The sequence below is a fragment of the Candidatus Beckwithbacteria bacterium genome, from assembly GCA_012797845.1.
Taxonomy (GTDB): Bacteria; Patescibacteriota; Microgenomatia; order UBA1400; family UBA1449; genus JAAZOH01.
Map to the genome: position 1 here is coordinate 1 of JAAZOH010000032.1, position 17,799 is coordinate 17,799.

Sequence of the window (17,799 nt, forward strand, 5' to 3'; positions counted from 1 at the left end):
TACTAAAACCCTCTTCGAGATAAGTCGGAAGTTTCCATAAACTGCCAAATGGTGGCACTGAGCCAGGTTCCAAGCCTGTAGCTTTTTTAAGCAACTCCTTACTACCGATTGAAACATCCTTTTTACCGGTAATCTGCCTAAGAGCTTTTAAATCTAACTTTTTGTCAGCTGATAGTACGGTCATAATGGCTTGACCGTCAGCTTCTAAAAGCAGCGCTTTTGCGTTTTCTTCTGGTTTAGTTTTAGAAATAGCAATAGCTTGCTCACAGGTGAAAACAGGCTCGTGTTCAAATATTTCGAAAGCAACTTTTTCTGTTTCCAGATAATTTTTGATTTGCTCAAAGATTGAACCAGCTGGCTTACTACCCATTGAGCGGACCTGAACCCCAAGCTCTTTAAGCTGCTCGTCAGTAGCTTGCGAGGGTGCATTAACTACAGCAGTGATACCAGAAGTGGCACAAGGAAAAGCCATAACTTCTCGTAAATTGGGTTCGCCTAAAATAACCATCAAAAGCCGGTCAAAACCAGGAGCAATGCCACCATGAGGTGGGACACCATATTGGAAAGCGGTAAGTAGGTGTTCAAATTGCTGGCTTTGTGCTTTGCTAAAACCAATCAAGTCAAAAATCTTTTGCTGGATTTCCGGCTGGTGAATTCGGATGCTACCACCGCCCACTTCGTAGCCATTTAAGACCAAATCATGTTGCAAGCCCCGAACTTTGGTTGGATCAGTGTCTAAAAGAGGAATATCATCTGGATGGGGAGCGGTAAACATATGGTGAGATGGGGCAAACTTAGCGCTTCCAGAACCATGGAAAAAATCATCCTCAGATTGCTCAGTAAATAGTGGAAAATCTAGAGTCCAAGCAAAGGCTAGTTCATTAGGATCATTTTTATTTTGGCGTAAGTCCGGTTTATCAGTGCCATATTTTTCCATAACTTCATGGTGAGAAAGGCGAGGCCAGGGACTTTGACTGATATGTTTATCCGGGAATAAAGTTTCTACCATTTTAGTAAAGATCGCTTCAATTAATTGAAGAATATCTTCCTGGGTCACAAAAGACATTTCGATATCAAGCTGGGTAAACTCACCATAAGCCCGGTCAGCTCTGGCATCTTCATCTCGAAAACAGCGGGCAAATTGAAAATAGCGCTCCAGTCCAGCTACCATCAGCATTTGCTTATACTGCTGAGGGCTTTGAGGAAGGGCGTAAAATTTTCCGGGTTGTAATCTTGATGGGACTAAAAAGTCCCGAGCGCCTTCTGGAGTGGTTTTAGTCAGCATAGGAGTTTCAGTTTCCACAAAATCCTGAGCAATTAGTTCGTTGCGTAGAAACTGAGCTACCTTGCTGCGCAGTTTCATATAAGCATTGAGCCGAGGCCGGCGCAGATCTAGATAACGGTATTTAAGCCGTAACTCTTCAGCGATTTCATGACCACTAGTATCAATCGGGAATGGCAACTCTTTTGATTTGTTAATAATTTGAAAACCTTTAACCTGAACCTCGACTTCTCCGGTTGGCAAGTTAGGATTAATCATATTGTCTGGCCGTTTGGCAACCAGGCCATGAATTTCTAGCACATCTTCGGGATGGACTTTGCCCAATTTGCTATCGCCAACTACTTGGACTTTGCCACTGCGGTCCCGCAACTCGATAAAAACGACTTTACCGTGATCACGGATAGTATTGACCCAGCCATTCAATGTTACTTCCTGACCAACTAATTCTGGGGTTTGGAGAGTGAGAGTGCGAGACATATCTTTTTTTGTGTCATTCTGAGTCCTGAGTTTATCGAAGGGCGAAGGATCTTGTAAGATCCTTCAGTCATTTCATTTCTTCAGGATGACACTAATATTATTTTAATAAGGCTCATCCGCCTGCGTTCTTGAGGTTGCACATAGGCTTATTCAGCCTCGTTTACCTCATGATACTGCGGCGGATTGTTGTACTATTTTTATTTTAAAAATCTAAAGTACAACAAAAAACCGCCCGAGCTTTTTAAAAAGAGCCATAAGGCGGTACCATCTTTTATTATACTTTTCCAGCTATCACGGGCTTACCCGACTTAGTTTTGGCTAAGTAGCGTGTTGTTTTGCAACTTATCTGGTGTCAGCAGACTCAAACGCTTTTTCTAAATTATGCTCTTATTATAAGAAAGAAATGATTAATGGTCAATGAGCTAGCAATATTAAATATGTGATTGACAGATTGATAAAAGTGTTTTTACAATATACGTATATGATAAGTAATTCTGCTTACCAATTTATTACCTTTCAAGTCCGCGCTCTTTGGATGCTTATTTGCGCGGATAATACAGGAGGTAAAGCGTAAATAGATAAAAATATAAAAACGTAAACCTCCTGAAAATGGAGGTTTTTTAATGAGGAGAAATATGAATGAAACAATTGAACATTTAAGTGAAAGAGAAATTAACGAAGCTATTGGCTTAGATCCTGATAAGATTGCAGCTGTTGGGGAATTAGTAGCAGAGGCAGCAGAAGCTGGTAATTGGGATAAACAAATAGAAGAATTAGGTTTAGGAAGCGATTATTGCGATGACTAATTTTTTTAAAAAGTAAAAATTGAAGAAAGGTGAGAAAAAAATACCAAATCATGAAAGTGAAAGAAAATAAATTGCCATATAGCTGGTCCATTAATAGGTAATTTATTAAAAATAATAGGAAAATTTAGCTCATTAAAAATTGGAGTAGTAAATAAAAATCAGATTCAAAAATTTTCAAAAAATTGAAGATTTCTGTGCCTGATTTTGTCTGTTGAACCAATCTGGTCTGGTTCATGCCTTAGGTCTGTGGCCTAAGTGAAAGCGGAGGCAAAATCTCTTGAACTATCTGGTAAAGGAGACTATATGTGTACATATGTTAATCCTAATAAGCGAAATCCAGAAGTAAGAAAACGCAATCGAGATCGACTGAAGGAGCAAAACAGAAAGGCTCGGAGGAAGAGATTGAGCAAGAAGCAATAAGTAACCATATATTCTTGCTAAGTCGGTGATCGCTTTCGCCGAAAAGTGCCTTTGCGGCAAAACGCAAACTGCCGCAAAGGCACTCTAGAATTTTAAAACCAACCAGTAAGTAAAAAAATATAAACACCATCAGAGAAAACATTGCTACTCCAGCCAGGAGAAAATAAATTTAAAAATAATAGCATTTTAAAATTTATAACTCCCTCGGCACTAAGTCAGTAACACATCACATATGTGGAGTTAAAATATGAATCATGGGTAGTGAGTATGAATTATGATTTTGACTCCAGATCAAATGTGTTACTGACTTTTCAAAATAAGACTTGCCTTGGCTGGCAATAGCGTCAGTCTAAGGCAAGTCTTTTCAAAAAAATTGAAACAAAATATATTTAGTACTTTTTTATGAAGCAGTACTTACCAAAACAAAATCCTATCGCAACCATTAGCAGTCTTATTCTTGGGCTTATTATTGTCGTGGATTTTGGAGGAGGTAAGATTTGAAGAAATTTATAAATTTATAAAAATTAACCTCCTCACAAAGGAGGTTTTTTATGTTTAAAAGGAGGTGAGTTAGTATGATAAAAGGAGGTCGAGAAAGTTCTTTTACTGGATGGGAGTTGGTGATAGCTGAATTTGCAGAAAAACGTCGTTTTATTGCTGCAGTATATGGTGAAGAGATATTGAATGATTTATCCCCACAAGATACTAGATTATTATATAGACATGCTCAATTGGTTGGTTTATGTGGTCAGCAAGAACAGCAAGAATTCGATAAGGCAGCTTGATTTACATTAAATCTAATCAACTTTTTTTATATCTTTAATAATAAGCTGAAGTGATTGATTGCCGTTCCAAGTATTCAAATCAAGTTGGTAGGCGATATCAGTGGTATCACCTTGTTGAAGATTGCTAAGCCAATCGCCAGCGGAAAAGTAGATGGCATCAATATTAGAATTTAGAGATTGCTGATGTAAAGTTAGTTTTAAGTGTTTGGCTTGCTGTCCAACTGGTCGTAGAGATTCCACTTGAACATTGCGGGTAATAAAGACAGGTCGGGAATTTGCCAGGCCAAAAGGGGCAAATTTTTCTAAATCGTGATAGAGATCAAAACTTAAATCATTAAAATCTAGTTCTAGATCAGCTTCCAAAGTAGGGACGAGTAGTTTTCCGTCAATTATTTCTTCGGCTCTGGCTTGTAGTTTATGAGAAACAGTGGCAATTTTATCAGTTTCCAAAGAAAAACCAGCTGCCATAGGATGGCCGCCCAACTCCAAAAATTCCTCCTCAAATTCTCGAAGTAGAGCAATAATATCAACTCCTGGAACAGAGCGAACTGAGCCTTTAGCGACACCATCCAAAGTAGCCATGACAATAGCAGGGCGGTGAAATTGCTCAGTTAATTTACCGGCAATCAGACCAATCACCCCGGGATTATAGGTAGTTGAATCAGTAATTAAAAGCTTTTCTAGATGTTCTTTGTCAGTAAAAAGTTTTAGAGCATTGTCTAAACTTTGTTTAGTCAAACCCTGTCTGGTTTTATTGATACTGCCCAAATCAAGAGCTAAACGAATAGCCTTACCCTGGTCTTTGGTGCAGAGTAGGCGAAGAGAATTAAGACTATGCTCTAATCGGCCGGTAGCATTAAGTCTGGGGGCAATGATAAAACCGACATGGTAAGTATTTAAATCAGCGTTGAGATCGATTTGGGCTTCGGTCATCAAAGCTTTTAAGCCTGGTCTAGATGTTTTGGCTAGCAGCTTTAAACCCAAGCTGACGATTTGACGATTGATGCCTAGTAAAGGAATGATATCGGCGATGATGCCAATGGTAGCTAGCTCTAGTAAATTTTCCAGAAAGTTTGGTTTTTGACCTTTAAAATGCTGCCAGATTTTTTTAGCTAGCAAAAAAGATACTCCAGCCCCAGCAGTTTGAATTGAGTGAATCACCGCTAAAGCATCTGGATAGGTTGCCTTGGTTTTAACCTTATTTTCCGGATATTTATGAGAAGTATGGTGGGCTTCGTGATGATCAGTGATAATAACATCAATGCCCAACTTATTGGCATGCTGAACTCCCTCAAAAGCAACGATACCATTATCAACGGTCATTAAAAGATCTGGTTTGCCCAGCTGTTTGATAACTGCATCAATACCATCAGGTTTGAGACCATAACCTTGTTCTTCCCGGTGGGGTAGGAAAGGCATGACCTTAAAACCTAAAGCATGCAATGTTTCCCACATGATAGCGGTAGCAGTAATACCGTCAGCATCATAATCACCATAGATGACAATTTTTTCTTTATTTTTTAGAGCTTTTTCTAGGCGTTTTAAAACCTTAGTGATTTGGGTTTTGGGAATCGCTAATTTTTCAATACTAATATCTTCCAGTTTAGCTTTTTGAAAAAAGACTTCCTGATCTTGTTTTGACGATAAGCCACGATTTTTTAGCAATGCATCAATGATGGCTTGCAAACGATTTTTAGTATCTGGTTTGAGGTGGGATTTGACCTGCCACACTGATTGCATAGGTATTGGTTACATTAATATTGTTTCTCACGTTATAATAACTTTCATGAACCTGCAAGTCCCAGTCCTAGTCGAAAAAGTTTTAAACTACCTCCAAGAGCACAATTTTGAAATTTATATTGTAGGTGGTTCGGTTCGTGATGTCCTTTTGGATAAACAAGTTAAAGATTGGGATTTTACGACCAATGCCAAGCCGGAACAGTTACAAGAGCTTTTCCCAGAGTCGTTTTATGATAATGGTTTTGGCACAGTCGGCGTTACTGTTGAAGAACTCATAGCCCAATTTAGCCTTCAAAATTATGAGTTTGCCAAAGAAGGTTTAGAATTGGGGGATGTTTTTGAAATTACTACTTACCGCACCGAAGGCACGTATTCTGATTTTCGCCGGCCAGACGAAGTGGCTTGGGGCGAAACAATTGAAGATGATTTGAAGCGGCGGGATTTTACTATCAATGCTTTAGCTCTGTCTAAAAAAAATGGTGAGTTTGAACTAATTGATTTGTTTGGTGGCCAAGAGGACTTAAAGCAAAAACAGATCAAAGCAGTTGGTGACCCCAAACTTAGATTTAGCGAAGATGCCTTGCGGATGTTGCGGGCTGTCAGATTAGCTGCTCAACTGGGATTTTTGATTGAGGCAAATACGCTGTCAGCAATTAAAGATAATGCTCCACTACTCAAACATATTTCCGGAGAACGAATTCGCGATGAGCTTTTAAAAATGTTAGTCGCACCTTATTTTACTGACGGGATGAAATTGATGCTCGCAACCGGTCTCCTGCATTATGTTTTGCCGGAAATGGAGGAAACCGTTGGTGTTGAGCAAGCTGGTCATCATACTAAAGATGTCTGGCATCACAGTCTGGACGCAGCTGCAGCTTGCCCTTCACCAGATCCTATTATCCGTTTAGCAACGCTTATTCATGACAGCGGTAAAGCTAAAGCTTACCGCAAGCAAAATGGCAAAATTACGTTTTATGGACATGAAGTAGTAAGCGGGAGACTGGCTAAAAAAATTGGTGAACGCTTACATTTATCTAACCGCGATAAAGAACGATTATTTATCCTAGTTCGTTATCATATGTTTGCCTATAATCCGGAAATGACAGATGCTGCGATTCGTCGTTTTATCCGTAAAATTGGTCTAGAAAATATCAATGACATGATGATGCTTCGGATTGGTGATCGAGTAGGTGGTGGTTCCCGCCAAACTTCCTGGCGCTTACGGGAACTGCAACAACGGATTGGTCAAGTGCTCTATACCCCCATGCAAATAAAAGACCTGAAAGTTTCTGGCCATGATGTGATGGAAATACTGGGAATTTCAGGTGGGCCTAAAGTCGGAGAAATTTTAAATATTTTATTTGAAGAAGTAATGGAAAATAGTAATAAAAATGATCGCGACTATCTATTGGGCCGGATTAAAGAATTTAGTAATTTTGAAGAAGACACCTCTTCTTAATGTTTCCTCCTAGTTGCCCAATTTCAATATTTTAACCTCTTATGGACTTTCAACGCTTACAGCAATTTTTACAAGACACGGGTCAGCCGGCTTACCGTTTTTCTCAAATCGTTTCTGATCTAGTTATGAATCAGACCCAACGCTATGATGATATTTTTACTATCCCAAAATCACTCAGAGAAGAGTTAGTTAAGGCTGTCCCAATACTTTCAGTTAAACCTATTGCTGTGCAAATTTCGAAGAATAAAGATACGTATAAAGCTTTGCTTGAACTAAACGATGGTAAGCAAATCGAAACTGTCCTAATGCACCCGACTTCAGAACTATGGTCAGTTTGCCTTTCTTGTCAGGTGGGTTGTGCTATGACTTGTGCTTTTTGTGCTACTGGCAAAATGGGCCTAACACGTAATTTAAGAGCTGAAGAAATCTGTGACCAGGTTTTGTTTTGGAAACACTACTTGGCTCAACACAAGCTTTCTCATCGGATTTCTAATCTGGTATTTATGGGAATGGGTGAACCATTTGCCAATTGGGAAAATGTGTCTGCTAGTATCATCTGGTTGACTGATCCAAAACTATATGGTTTTGGGCAAAGACACATATCAGTCTCAACTTCTGGATTGGTCCCGGGGATTAAGCAGTTTGCAGATACTTTTTCTCAAGTCAATCTGGCCATTTCTCTTCATGCTCCCAATGATACGTTGCGTAGTCAGCTAATGCCTATCAATAAACGCTATGCTTTAGCTGAGCTAATTTCGGCCATGAAATACTATTTAGCTAAAACTAACCGCCAGATTTTTATTGAATATTTGCTTTTGCATGAAGTTAATGACAGTGATAAACAAGCTGTAGAATTAGGAAATTTGCTCACGGATCAGTTTGGCGATAGCAAACATCTGATTCATGTCAATCTTATCGTGTATAACCAAACCGATACAGATTTTAAACCAGCTACCAAAGACCAAGCCGAACATTTTGCCGCTATTTTAAAAGAGTTTCGGATTAGTGCTTCAATCAGAAAAAGTTTGGGGACTGACATTGCTGGAGCTTGTGGGCAGTTGAGTGCCAAAAACTAAAACTTTTTAAGTTTTACTATTTTTAGTTTCTTTATTATCAGATCTTGTTTCTATTTTTTCTTTCCTGCTTGCCGGCAGGCAGGGCTTGTCCAAAAGTATTAAAGCCTATTTCTTTGTGCTGCCAAAGAAATAGGCAAAAGAAAGCTCTCGCTTAGACATTGATCTTCAAGAAGCTGTTTTGTTCATAACTATTGGCTTCTAAGTTTCCCTCAGAGGAATACAGAAGCCATTTTTAAAGGAATTCACAAAACAGCTTCTTGATAGCTGCGATGTAAAAAGCGAATTAATAAAACAAAAATGAGTTTTTCTAGTTCCTAGTTACCAGATCCTAAATCCTAATCGCTACCAGCTGAAAAAGCCAAAGAGTTGCATTAAGACAGTTTGAGCAAAAACTGCTATTAAAAGCGTAAGCTGTGAAATTTCACTTATTTTAATTTTTTCAAAATACTTTGCCAGCAAGATAAATAAAAAAGGATAGATAAAGAGTGCTGCCCGGGCAGTTTCGCCGGTATAGTAAGCGCCAGCCAAAAAGAAAAGTAGCAACGATACAATAGCTGTAAAAGCAGTCGAGCTAAGATGAAAAGGTCTTTGCCATGGTTTTAAACTTTTCAAAGCTCGATATAAAAGCATGGTTACAAAAGGTCCAGCAAAAACCAAAATTTCCAGACAATCTTCTATTCTAGTCATAAGATAGGAAAGCGGTTGAACTAAGAGGTAAAAACCTGATGGGCCTTCAAAGCTGTGGGCAATTTGAAAGCTAGTCAAATAGTTATATCCCAAAATCTCATTAGCTCCAATTATTACCCCCAAACTTATAAGAAGCAGTTGGATTGATTTACTGATATTTTTATTGCGCTGCCAATCATCAAAAACTAAAACCGGAATCAAAAATAGCACTCCAAAAGTTAAAAATATACTTATGGTAAAAAATAATAGACTTAAGATACATTTATTGACCGATTTGGAATGTTGCCAAAAATAAAAACAAGCCAGAAAACAAGTCAAAATGACGGTATCAAAACTGGCTAGAAAATAAATTTGGACAGCCGGAATAAGGCCAAGTAAAACAGTGGTAAATAAGGCTGTTTTTTGGCTAACATATTGACTGATTAATTTAAAAAAGAGATATAAGCCTACAAGTCCAATGCCCAAAATTACAAGACTAACAAAAATTGGCTGATCCCAAATTTGGCGCAGATAGTAAAAAAAGAGCATAGCTCCAGGTGGATGAACCCGGCTATGATCCAAAAGTGTGGGTTGAATCAATGTATAGTTTTGTAAAAAATTTGGAACTGAGTGAATTTTAGAAGCGTCCTGCCAATACTCCACGCCACCTGATTTAACCGGGAAAATAAAACCTTCATGGATACCGCCAAACAGATTAGTTCCCAGGATTAGAGCAGCTAGAAAAAGCAGATAGTATACAATTGAAACAGTTTTGTTTTGCAATAATTTGATAAAACCTGCAAAAAGTAAAACGACAGCTAAGAGAGTAAGTAAATCCTGCCAACTTGGTAATTTGGGCATCACAATACTAATAGGCCAAAGAGCATCCATATCAAAATATATTTGACTGCGGAGTTGTCTCAGGCCAAGATTAAATAATACTAAAATGAAGATGAAAGCAAAAGGTAATAAAAACCAATCCCGTTTTATAAATAACTTTTTTGGATTCATACAAAAAATGCAGCCAAAATACTTTCTTATTGTTGGCATTAGTGTACTGGCCGCATCTTTTTGGTGCAACGCACAATTTACTCGTATACAGACTGCAAATTTGGCTTTTAACCAAAAACCACCATATGCTCTAAAAACCTCAAACCGTTGGCAGTTGCCGCCTTATTTACAACCTTATAAAAAGCTTGACTTACCACAAAGCACATTTTTGACCCAAATCAAGCCGCAAACACAAAGTGTGACCATTAGTTTTTTTTACAATTGCCAGCCAAATTGCCAAGACTTAGACTTGCAACTTAAAACTAAACAAGGCCCGCCCATGAGTATTTTATTAAGCTCTCAGAAGTTGGAAAATCTGGATTGGTTTTATGTGGAAGATAGTGGAATGCTGCTTTATCAAAAATATCCTAAATTTACCTCGCTAACAGATTTTTTTCAAAATCGAAAGAATGCCTGCATTATTGTTGAAGACAATCTTATCCAATTGCTACATTTACAAACTTTGCCAAATATTCACAAGCTATCGCAAACTGAAAACCTGAATGATTGTGACTATTTGCTTTCGACCTATTTTAAGCCTCGAATGTTTTGGGGTTGGGCCAGTTTCCAAAGGACATTAGATTTGATGAATGCTTATAGAGATGAAAACAGTAATTTAGTCTGGACTGTTACTTATCAAGGCAATAATCAGCCGGAGATTTTAATGACCGAGCCAGTGGTTTCTTATTAATTTAAACTCCTAATCCCTTCATTTGTGATCTAGTTTGGAAGTAGGCTTCAGCCATTTCGAAGATACGTTTTTCAATACTTTTTTGGGCAAAAAAATTAAAATCCGGTGAATCAAAAATAGTCTGTACATCAAAGCTTAAGCAGTTTTTAATATGTTCCACTGCTTCCTGGAAAACAGTCACTACTGCCAGAAGTTGATCATTGCGAATCATAAGAGCTAAAAAGTAGTCTTTGTTTTGATTGCCAGAACTAAGTTCGGTTGCTTTTTGTAAGATAAAAAATTCCATGCGTTGAGGTGAACTAACGGCTTCATTGATCCAGAAATCAATTTGTTTACCTAGACTTTTTATTTCAGTGATACTAGTTTTCCAGCTGTCATTGCTACTAGCTATAGCGCTATCATGAACCTGATTCCAAAATGGTTCATGAATTGGAGTGTAGATGTAGTGCTCAAGCTGTTGGCGAGAAGATTGCAAAACCCGCAGTACATATAAGCGCAGCTTTTCTTTTTGTAAGCTTTGGCCTTCGAAAAACGAATTGATGGTTTGGCTAAGGTTCTGGGCAGGCATATCTCTATTTACTAGCTTGGTCTAAAAATAGTAAGATGATAAAGATTTAGTATTACTCATTATAAATGATATTGTGAAGCTTAGAAAATTTTTTCTCAGTCTATTTTTTATTTTAGGTTTTTTGGTCTTAGTAAAGCCTGCTTTGGCTACAGATCCAAATAGTTTTACTTTTGATGATTTTACTCAAGGTGGGGCCAAATTAGCTGGCGTACCATTTCAAGTTACTATCTATGCAAAAAATAGTGGTGGAACAACAGAGACTGGTTTCAATGGTCAAGCTTATTTGACAGATGACACAGGAACGATTGCTCCAACTGTAACTGGCAATTTTATTAATGGTGTATGGACTGGGAGTGTTTACATTACCAGCGCAGATGAAGATATCCAAATGTATGTTGACTATGGAAGTGCTAGTGGCACTTCTAATCAATTTACAGTTGGTCCGGATACAAGAATAAAGTTTATTACTATTGTAAGTGGAAGTAATCAAAGTGGCACAGTTTACTCACAGCTTGGTCAATCTCTTATTGCTAAAGTGACCGATCCTTTTGATAATCCAATTTCTGGAGTTGGGGTTAATTTTGCTATTACCAGTTATCCACCAAAATCAACAGGACAAGCTCTGACAAGCACTTCAGCAACAACAGCCGCTACTACTGGCAGAGCTAGTACTGCATTAACCTTGGGAAGAAAAGATGGGACATACGTAGTGACAGGTAGTATTACATCCGGAGCCAGTACACCGGTACAATTTTATGAAACTGCCATTGCTGGGCCGACTATTTCTTTATCTATTAATCCAACTTTGGCAGTGATGCCGCAAGGAAGTCAACTACCTTTCACTGTTAAGGGCTATGATCAATATCAAAATGAAAAAACTCTTTCGAGTGTTGCTTGGTCAGTAGTAAATAGTGGAGGAACCATTGATGGTGCTGGAGTTTTTACAGCTGGGGCAACTAATGGTAATTACATAAATACAGTTAAAGCAACAGCTGATAGTCGAACAGCTTACGCTTCCATTTCAGTTATTCCGGAAGATCAAGGCACTGGTTCTGGTAGTGGTAGTGGGAGCGGAACTGGTGAAGAAGGTACTGGTTCAACAGCTACTCCTAGTGCTACACCCACACCAACCCCAATTGAGATTTCTCAAGTGATTGTAGATCCGGATTTTATTTCAGCCCTGTCGGGAGCAACAATTCCGATTACTGCTACTGCAGTTGACTCAAGTGGTAGCGTAGTCACCGGAGTTGCTTATAGTTTTTCTATTAGCGGTGATTTAGGTACCCTGGTTCAACAAACACCAAATACAGTTTTGTTGACTGCATCAGAAACTGGAATTGGGACAGTAACAATTAGTGCTACTCAAGGAAATGTTACCAAGGTTGCTAAAATTGTTGGTAGTGTGGGTACTGGTATGAATAGGAGGTTGGTGATTGAGAATATTGCTAGTCCACAAAAAGTGGGTGAACCATTTACAATTTCTATTGCTGCTAAAAACTCACTCAATGAAATGGTAACCAATTACACTGGTCCTTTGGCGCTTGCTGATACAACTGGCACTATTGACCCAGCTACAGCTAGCCCTTCTGCTAGTGGTTTATGGTATGTCCAGGCCATTATTGGTTTAGCTTCTGACGAGGTAACAGTGACTGTGGCTGGAGATGGTATGGTGGGAGTAAGTAACATTTTTAGAGTTGAAGGAGAACCACGAATGGATCAGGTTGGTATTGGAGCTGGTGGAGCTGGCGCTGGGTTGGGAGGTGTAAAAGGAGCCTCTATTGCTGCTCAAATTCAGGATTTTTTGAAAGATATGAAATTAGGTGGTAGTGGAGGAACTGGTATCAAATATATTGGAGCAGGGTTGGCTGCTGGCGTAGGAATTTTGGGGGCCAGTATTGGAGGTGGAATTATGGTCAGTCGTGGTTTGGAAGCTATTGGGCGTAACCCCTTTGCCAAAGGACGGTTACAGTTTAATTTATATGGTAGCATTATTGCCTTTTTAGCAGCAGCGGGATTAGCTTTAGCGGCAGCTGTGTTTATTTTAAAATAAGCTCCGGTTGCTTTTTACTGTCTTTTTTCAATACAATAAACTAATACTAGTATCTGCCCACTATGGTTGTTTCGACCTTTCTTATTTATACCTTCGTGACTGTTGCCGAACTTGGCATTTTATTTTTGTTATTTTATCGGCGTCATAAGCGACAAGAACAACAACTTGACCAGTTTTTAAAAGAGGCTCGAGAAAAACTTCAGGTTCACAAAGAAGAAGCTCAAAGTCAGGCCAATAAAAAAGTAGTCAAAGCTTTTGAACTCATAAAAAGATTGCAACATGTTGCCTCCGAACTGGAAGGCCAGGTTCAGGAAGAATACGAAGCTATTTTAGAAGAAGCTAAAGAGCAAAAGAAACAAATTTTAGAAGAAGCTAAAACTCAGGCGTCTAGTTTTGATCAAGCTATTTCACAAGATCTGGAAGAATACAAACAAGAACGTTTTGCAGAAGTTGAGAAAAATCTGGTTAAACTGGTAATTAGCGTGACTGAAAAAGTAGTTGAGCGTTCACTCTCTTATGAAGATCATATTGGGCTGATCCAAGAGGCTTTAGAAGAAGTTAAAAAACAAAAACAACGGATATGAGCGAAAATAATGGTGTCGAAAAGCTAGCTCAAAAACTATTAGAGCAAATTAATACCACCTCAGAGCTAAAGAAGATCTCAGTTGCTTTGGAGACATTATCCCAATCTAAAAACTTTAAAAGTCATGCTAATGATGTGGTCAATGATAAAAAACTGACCGATTCACTTAAAAAAACTCAAATCATAGATTTATTTTCTGATTTTGAAATCCCCTTACTACAAACCTTTTTCAGAGAACTTCTGGGAGATAAAGAATTTTGGCTTTTTGATAGTGATAAATTTGATTATTTTGATGAGTTTGTCCAAAAATTTCAACTACTAACTGAGAAGGTTATGGTTATTAATGTAGTAGCTGCAGTGGAAGTTTTGCCCATAGATCTTACTAAAATGGCTAAAGATCTCAGCAAAGCCTTGGATAAACAAGTTATTATTCATCTGCAAGTTGATCCTAAAATTATGGGGGGAGCTAAAATTAGAGTTGGTAATCTGATTTTTGACTACAGTTTGCGTTCCAAATTTTCCCAGTTTGAGCGACAATGGATTTCTCAGCTGGAAAAAACTTCGGAGATGGTAGGGGAGTAGAGTTTAGTTAAGGAGCAAATTTGGTATTTCAAACAAGCTTTTAGCTATAGTAATTTTTTGCTCATCAAAAACCCTCAAACTATTTAAAGAAACTCCTATAAATCTGATCCCAGCATCACGAGCAGCTTCCCAATCACAAAGGCCATCACCCACATACACCATTTCATTTTTGCTAATTCCAAATTGACTAAAAAACTCTAAAGTTGGTCTGAAAACTTCAGGGTTTGGTTTATGAACTTTGCTGTGTTCTTCGCCTTGAATAAAATCAAATTTATTAATATTAAGGCCTGCTTGTTTAGCATCATGCTTCAAAAGTTTGCAGGAAATAGCAGTTACTACGCCTAGTTTATAATCTCCTGAAAGTTTATCTAAGAGTTTGTTGGCTTCTCCATAGGCTTTGGTGGGGAAATTATGCAAAATGGAAAAATATTTTTTAGCAATTAGTTCTGGAGCTTCAATATGACTAAAAACATTGCCAGCAAAAGTCAAAAACGGTTCTCCCCAATGTTTACCTAGTTTTTCATCAGTAATTTCCAAATCGTAAAAATGCTTGCCGGCAAACTTGAGAGCCTTATAACGGCATTGTCTAGTTTTAACTAGCGTATCATCAAAATCAAAGATTACGGCTTTAATCATGGGTGATCCCACCGGGAATCGAACCCGGGTTTTCAGGATGAGAACCTGATGTCCTAACCGCTAGACGATGGGACCATTAATTATTTACTTATTAATCTTTTCAGTACTTCTTCTTTAGCTTTTTGATTTTTCTTAATATAGATTTCTCTTTTTCTAGCTAAAGTTTTTGTCAAATAAGCTTCATAATAAATCAGTTTTATGGGAATTTTAGACTTTAGCGATTTAGTTTTACCTTGATTGTGTTGTTTGATCCTAGTTATTAAATCATGAGTAAAACCAACGTAAACTGAGTTATCAATACTACTTATTACAAAATAAACATAAAACATAATTTTATTAACTTCGTTATATAAAAATTCAAAGAACGATGTCTCACTCAAAGAGTGACCACTCTTTGAGTGGCTAACCGCTAGACGATGGGACCAAACTCCAAATTAACTCATATATTTTAACATGAATTTGCCTATCTTCAGCATTTTCTCATACTTATTTGTATATAATACGTGATAAGGATTGAAGCTGTTAATTTAACAATTATATCAATCAAAATTATAATTCAGATCTACTTTTATATAGAAAATGCGTATTGACGATATTGGACTCATCTTTTATAGTTTTCGTCATACTTAGCTGTCTATATAAATTCCCTAATCGGGAGTTTTTTTTAAACGCTAAAAAAGTTTAAAAGAACAAAATTTATCAAAGAGATAATAAAATTAAAACTGGTTTTTAAGAGCATACAATACTTATAAACAGTACTGCGGATGTAGTTAAAAATCAGGGAATATGGTAAAGCAAAACAACCAGGTCCACATGACCAAAGAAGGCTTGGAAGAGTTACAAGAAGAATTGCAACAACTTAAAGATATCAAACTTCCTCAGATGATTGATCGAGTAGCTAAAGCTCGTGACTTTGGGGATTTGTCAGAAAACGCTGAATACAGTACTTCTAAAGCCGAGCTGGAGCTGATGGAAGGACGAGTTGATGAGCTCGAAGATATTATTGCCAGAGCCAAAGTGATTAATAGCAATGGGACGAGCAAAAAGATTGGTTTAGGAAGTAAAATAACCGTTGAAATCAACGAAAAGAAACATCAATTCACTTTAGTAGGTGAGTGGGAAGCTGATCCGACTGAAAAGAAAATTTCTCATGACTCACCACTTGGTAAAGCTTTATTGGGTCGAGGTGAAGGTGATAAAGTTGAGGTTGAAGCACCCGCCGGTAAGGTTTTATATCATATTGTTAAAATTCATTAACCATCAAGCAGTTTACCTGCTGTTTGAATCAATTACCCCCAGAAATTGGGGGTTTTTGATGGTAAAATTAAAAAATATATTACAGAAAATGTAAAAGGAAAAAGTTATGGCACAACCATTTGACCAGCTTCGAGAAGTTCGTCTTAAAAAACTACAAGATTTACAGCAATCAGGAATAAACCCATATCCGGCTCAAGCTGATAGAGAACAAACTGTATCTCAAGCTTTGACTATGATGGATCAGGAGGTCATTATTGCTGGCCGAATCCGTTCAATCAGAGGTCATGGCAATTTATCTTTTTTAGATATTGAAGATCAAAGTGGCAAAATGCAGGCCATGATTCGTAAAGATTTAGTTTCCGAGGTTGTGTTTAATTTGGCTAAAAAGCTCGATATTGGAGATTTTATTAGCTGTAGTGGTAAAGTATTTAAAACCCAAAGTGGTGAGTTGACCATTGAAGTTCATGATTTACAAATCCTGTCTAAAGCTCTGCGGCCTTTACCGGATACTTGGTACGGACTTAAAGATGTGGAGGAACGTTATCGCAAACGCTATTTGGACATGATTTTAAATCCAGAAGTCCGGCAAAAAATTATCATCAGAACTCAAGTCATCCAAAAACTGCGGGAATTTTTGATCAAAGAAGGCTTTATTGAAGTGGAAACGCCTATTTTGGAAGTGACTGCTTCTGGAGCTTTAGCTAAACCTTTTACCACTCATATTAATGCCTATGATATGGATCTCTATTTGCGGATTTGTATGGGCGAGCTGTGGCAAAAGAAACTGATTATTGCTGGTTTTGAAAAGACGTTTGAAATCGGCCGGGCGTTTCGTAACGAAGGAGTAGATCGAGAACACAATCCTGAGTTTACTATGTTGGAGTACTATTGGGGTTATGCTGATTATCAGAAAAATATGGATATGCAGGAGCAACTGATAGGTTATGTAGTTAAAGAAGTTACCGGTGACTATAAAATTCAAACTGAGCATGGAGAAATAGATTTTACACCACCATATCCTAGAAAACGGTTTCGAGATCTGATCCTAGAATACACGCAAGTAGATATTGATGCGTATCAAAATTTGGAAGATTTGCAAAAAGTACTGGCAGAACATGGTTTGGAAGTTGATAAAGCGTGGGGAAGAGGACATTTGGTTGATGAATTTTATAAAGCCCAGGTGCGACCCAAGCTTATTCAACCAGTGTTTCTAACCCATCATCCTAAAGATCTGAAACCTTTAGCTAAAGAAGATCCTGAGTATCTAGGCTATACCCAAAGTTTTCAGCTTTTAGCTAGTGGTTTTGAAATCTCCAATAATTATTCAGAGCTCAACGATCCTATTGATCAAGCGCAGCGTTTTGCCAAACAGTCCGAATTGGAAGCTGGAGGTGATGATGAAACCATGTCAGCTGATGATGAATTTGTGGAAGCTTTAGAATACGGGATGCCACCAACTTCCGGAACCGGAATTGGTATTGATCGCTTTGTAGCGCTTTTAACTAATTCTCATCATATCCGGGAAGTTATTGCTTTTCCGCTGATGAAACCGCAGCAAGAGAATAGTAAAGCATTGGCAAATAGTAAAGAGATTTAGAAGAGAGATTTTCCCTGCTCAAACCAATTTAGAAAAAATATTTTAAATAAGCTCATGGTAATTTGATTTGTAAA

Annotated in this window: 16 protein-coding genes and 1 tRNA gene; 10 read left to right on the top strand and 7 right to left on the bottom strand. The window is 37.9% G+C overall.

Going from position 1 to position 17,799, the window contains the following annotated elements; translation table 11 throughout:
* Positions 1 to 1,759 (bottom strand): hypothetical protein (locus GYA49_03965; GenBank protein ID NMC36175.1); only part of this gene is annotated, 1,759 nt, incomplete at its 3' end.
* Between the two features lie 635 nt (positions 1,760 to 2,394).
* Here GYA49_03965 and GYA49_03970 point away from each other — a divergent pair.
* Together GYA49_03970 and GYA49_03975 are read left to right on the top strand one after the other, a co-directional pair.
* Positions 2,395 to 2,565, top strand: coding sequence for a hypothetical protein (locus tag GYA49_03970; protein NMC36176.1), 171 nt, complete (start codon positions 2,395 to 2,397; stop codon positions 2,563 to 2,565).
* 995 nt (positions 2,566 to 3,560) lie between these two features.
* Entirely contained in the window at positions 3,561 to 3,770 is a 210-nt protein-coding gene (locus tag GYA49_03975) for a hypothetical protein (protein NMC36177.1), read from the top strand.
* Positions 3,771 to 3,782: 12 nt separating this feature from the next.
* Here GYA49_03975 and recJ read toward each other — a convergent pair whose 3' ends face one another.
* Positions 3,783 to 5,510 carry a single-stranded-DNA-specific exonuclease RecJ gene (gene recJ / locus GYA49_03980; protein NMC36178.1) on the bottom strand — a complete coding sequence of 576 codons (1,728 nt, stop codon included), beginning with the start codon at positions 5,508 to 5,510 and terminating at the stop codon, positions 3,783 to 3,785.
* 46 nt (positions 5,511 to 5,556) lie between these two features.
* Between recJ and GYA49_03985 the strand changes: the two genes are divergently transcribed.
* Both GYA49_03985 and rlmN read left to right on the top strand, forming a co-directional pair.
* Positions 5,557 to 6,969: an HD domain-containing protein gene (locus tag GYA49_03985; protein ID NMC36179.1), complete on the top strand. Its 1,413-nt coding sequence runs from the start codon at positions 5,557 to 5,559 to the stop codon at positions 6,967 to 6,969.
* A gap of 41 nt (positions 6,970 to 7,010) precedes the next feature.
* Positions 7,011 to 8,045 carry a 23S rRNA (adenine(2503)-C(2))-methyltransferase RlmN gene (rlmN, locus tag GYA49_03990; protein NMC36180.1) on the top strand — a complete coding sequence of 345 codons (1,035 nt, stop codon included), beginning with the start codon at positions 7,011 to 7,013 and terminating at the stop codon, positions 8,043 to 8,045.
* A 342-nt stretch (positions 8,046 to 8,387) separates the two neighbouring features.
* On the opposite strand, the gene GYA49_03995 is transcribed toward rlmN, so the two are convergent.
* Positions 8,388 to 9,722: a hypothetical protein gene (locus tag GYA49_03995; protein NMC36181.1), complete on the bottom strand. Its 1,335-nt coding sequence runs from the start codon at positions 9,720 to 9,722 to the stop codon at positions 8,388 to 8,390.
* A 100-nt stretch (positions 9,723 to 9,822) separates the two neighbouring features.
* Here GYA49_03995 and GYA49_04000 point away from each other — a divergent pair, with 100 nt between their 5' ends.
* Entirely contained in the window at positions 9,823 to 10,452 is a 630-nt protein-coding gene (locus GYA49_04000; GenBank protein NMC36182.1) for a hypothetical protein, read from the top strand.
* Position 10,453: 1 nt separating this feature from the next.
* Here the strand turns inward: GYA49_04000 and GYA49_04005 are convergent, their stop codons facing one another.
* Positions 10,454 to 11,020 (bottom strand): hypothetical protein, encoded by a 567-nt coding sequence (locus tag GYA49_04005; protein NMC36183.1) that lies wholly within the window; start codon positions 11,018 to 11,020, stop codon positions 10,454 to 10,456.
* Positions 11,021 to 11,162: 142 nt separating this feature from the next.
* On the opposite strand from GYA49_04005, the gene GYA49_04010 reads away from it, so the two are divergent.
* From GYA49_04010 to GYA49_04020, 3 genes are all read left to right on the top strand, one after another.
* The gene (locus GYA49_04010; GenBank protein NMC36184.1) at positions 11,163 to 13,070 is read left to right on the top strand and encodes an ATP synthase F0 subunit C; all 1,908 of its coding nucleotides are present in this window, start codon (positions 11,163 to 11,165) and stop codon (positions 13,068 to 13,070) included.
* 62 nt (positions 13,071 to 13,132) lie between these two features.
* Positions 13,133 to 13,654: a hypothetical protein gene (locus GYA49_04015; GenBank protein ID NMC36185.1), complete on the top strand. Its 522-nt coding sequence runs from the start codon at positions 13,133 to 13,135 to the stop codon at positions 13,652 to 13,654.
* Positions 13,651 to 14,235, top strand: a complete 585-nt coding sequence (locus GYA49_04020; GenBank protein NMC36186.1) for a F0F1 ATP synthase subunit delta — start codon at positions 13,651 to 13,653, stop codon at positions 14,233 to 14,235. The genes GYA49_04015 and GYA49_04020 overlap by 4 nt, the downstream gene beginning before the upstream one ends.
* 3 nt (positions 14,236 to 14,238) lie before the next feature.
* Here GYA49_04020 and GYA49_04025 read toward each other — a convergent pair whose 3' ends face one another.
* From GYA49_04025 to GYA49_04035, 3 genes are all read right to left on the bottom strand, one after another.
* Positions 14,239 to 14,871 carry an HAD hydrolase-like protein gene (locus GYA49_04025; protein ID NMC36187.1) on the bottom strand — a complete coding sequence of 211 codons (633 nt, stop codon included), beginning with the start codon at positions 14,869 to 14,871 and terminating at the stop codon, positions 14,239 to 14,241.
* A 3-nt stretch (positions 14,872 to 14,874) separates the two neighbouring features.
* Positions 14,875 to 14,946 (bottom strand) — tRNA-Glu (locus tag GYA49_04030).
* A 5-nt stretch (positions 14,947 to 14,951) separates the two neighbouring features.
* Positions 14,952 to 15,200: a GIY-YIG nuclease family protein gene (locus GYA49_04035; protein NMC36188.1), complete on the bottom strand. Its 249-nt coding sequence runs from the start codon at positions 15,198 to 15,200 to the stop codon at positions 14,952 to 14,954.
* 457 nt (positions 15,201 to 15,657) lie between these two features.
* Between GYA49_04035 and greA the strand changes: the two genes are divergently transcribed.
* On the top strand, positions 15,658 to 16,128 hold the full coding sequence (gene greA, locus GYA49_04040) for a transcription elongation factor GreA (protein NMC36189.1): 471 nt from the start codon (positions 15,658 to 15,660) through the stop codon (positions 16,126 to 16,128).
* A gap of 106 nt (positions 16,129 to 16,234) precedes the next feature.
* Positions 16,235 to 17,725 (top strand): lysine--tRNA ligase, encoded by a 1,491-nt coding sequence (gene lysS, locus GYA49_04045; protein ID NMC36190.1) that lies wholly within the window; start codon positions 16,235 to 16,237, stop codon positions 17,723 to 17,725.
* The last annotated feature ends 74 nt before the right edge of the window (positions 17,726 to 17,799 follow it).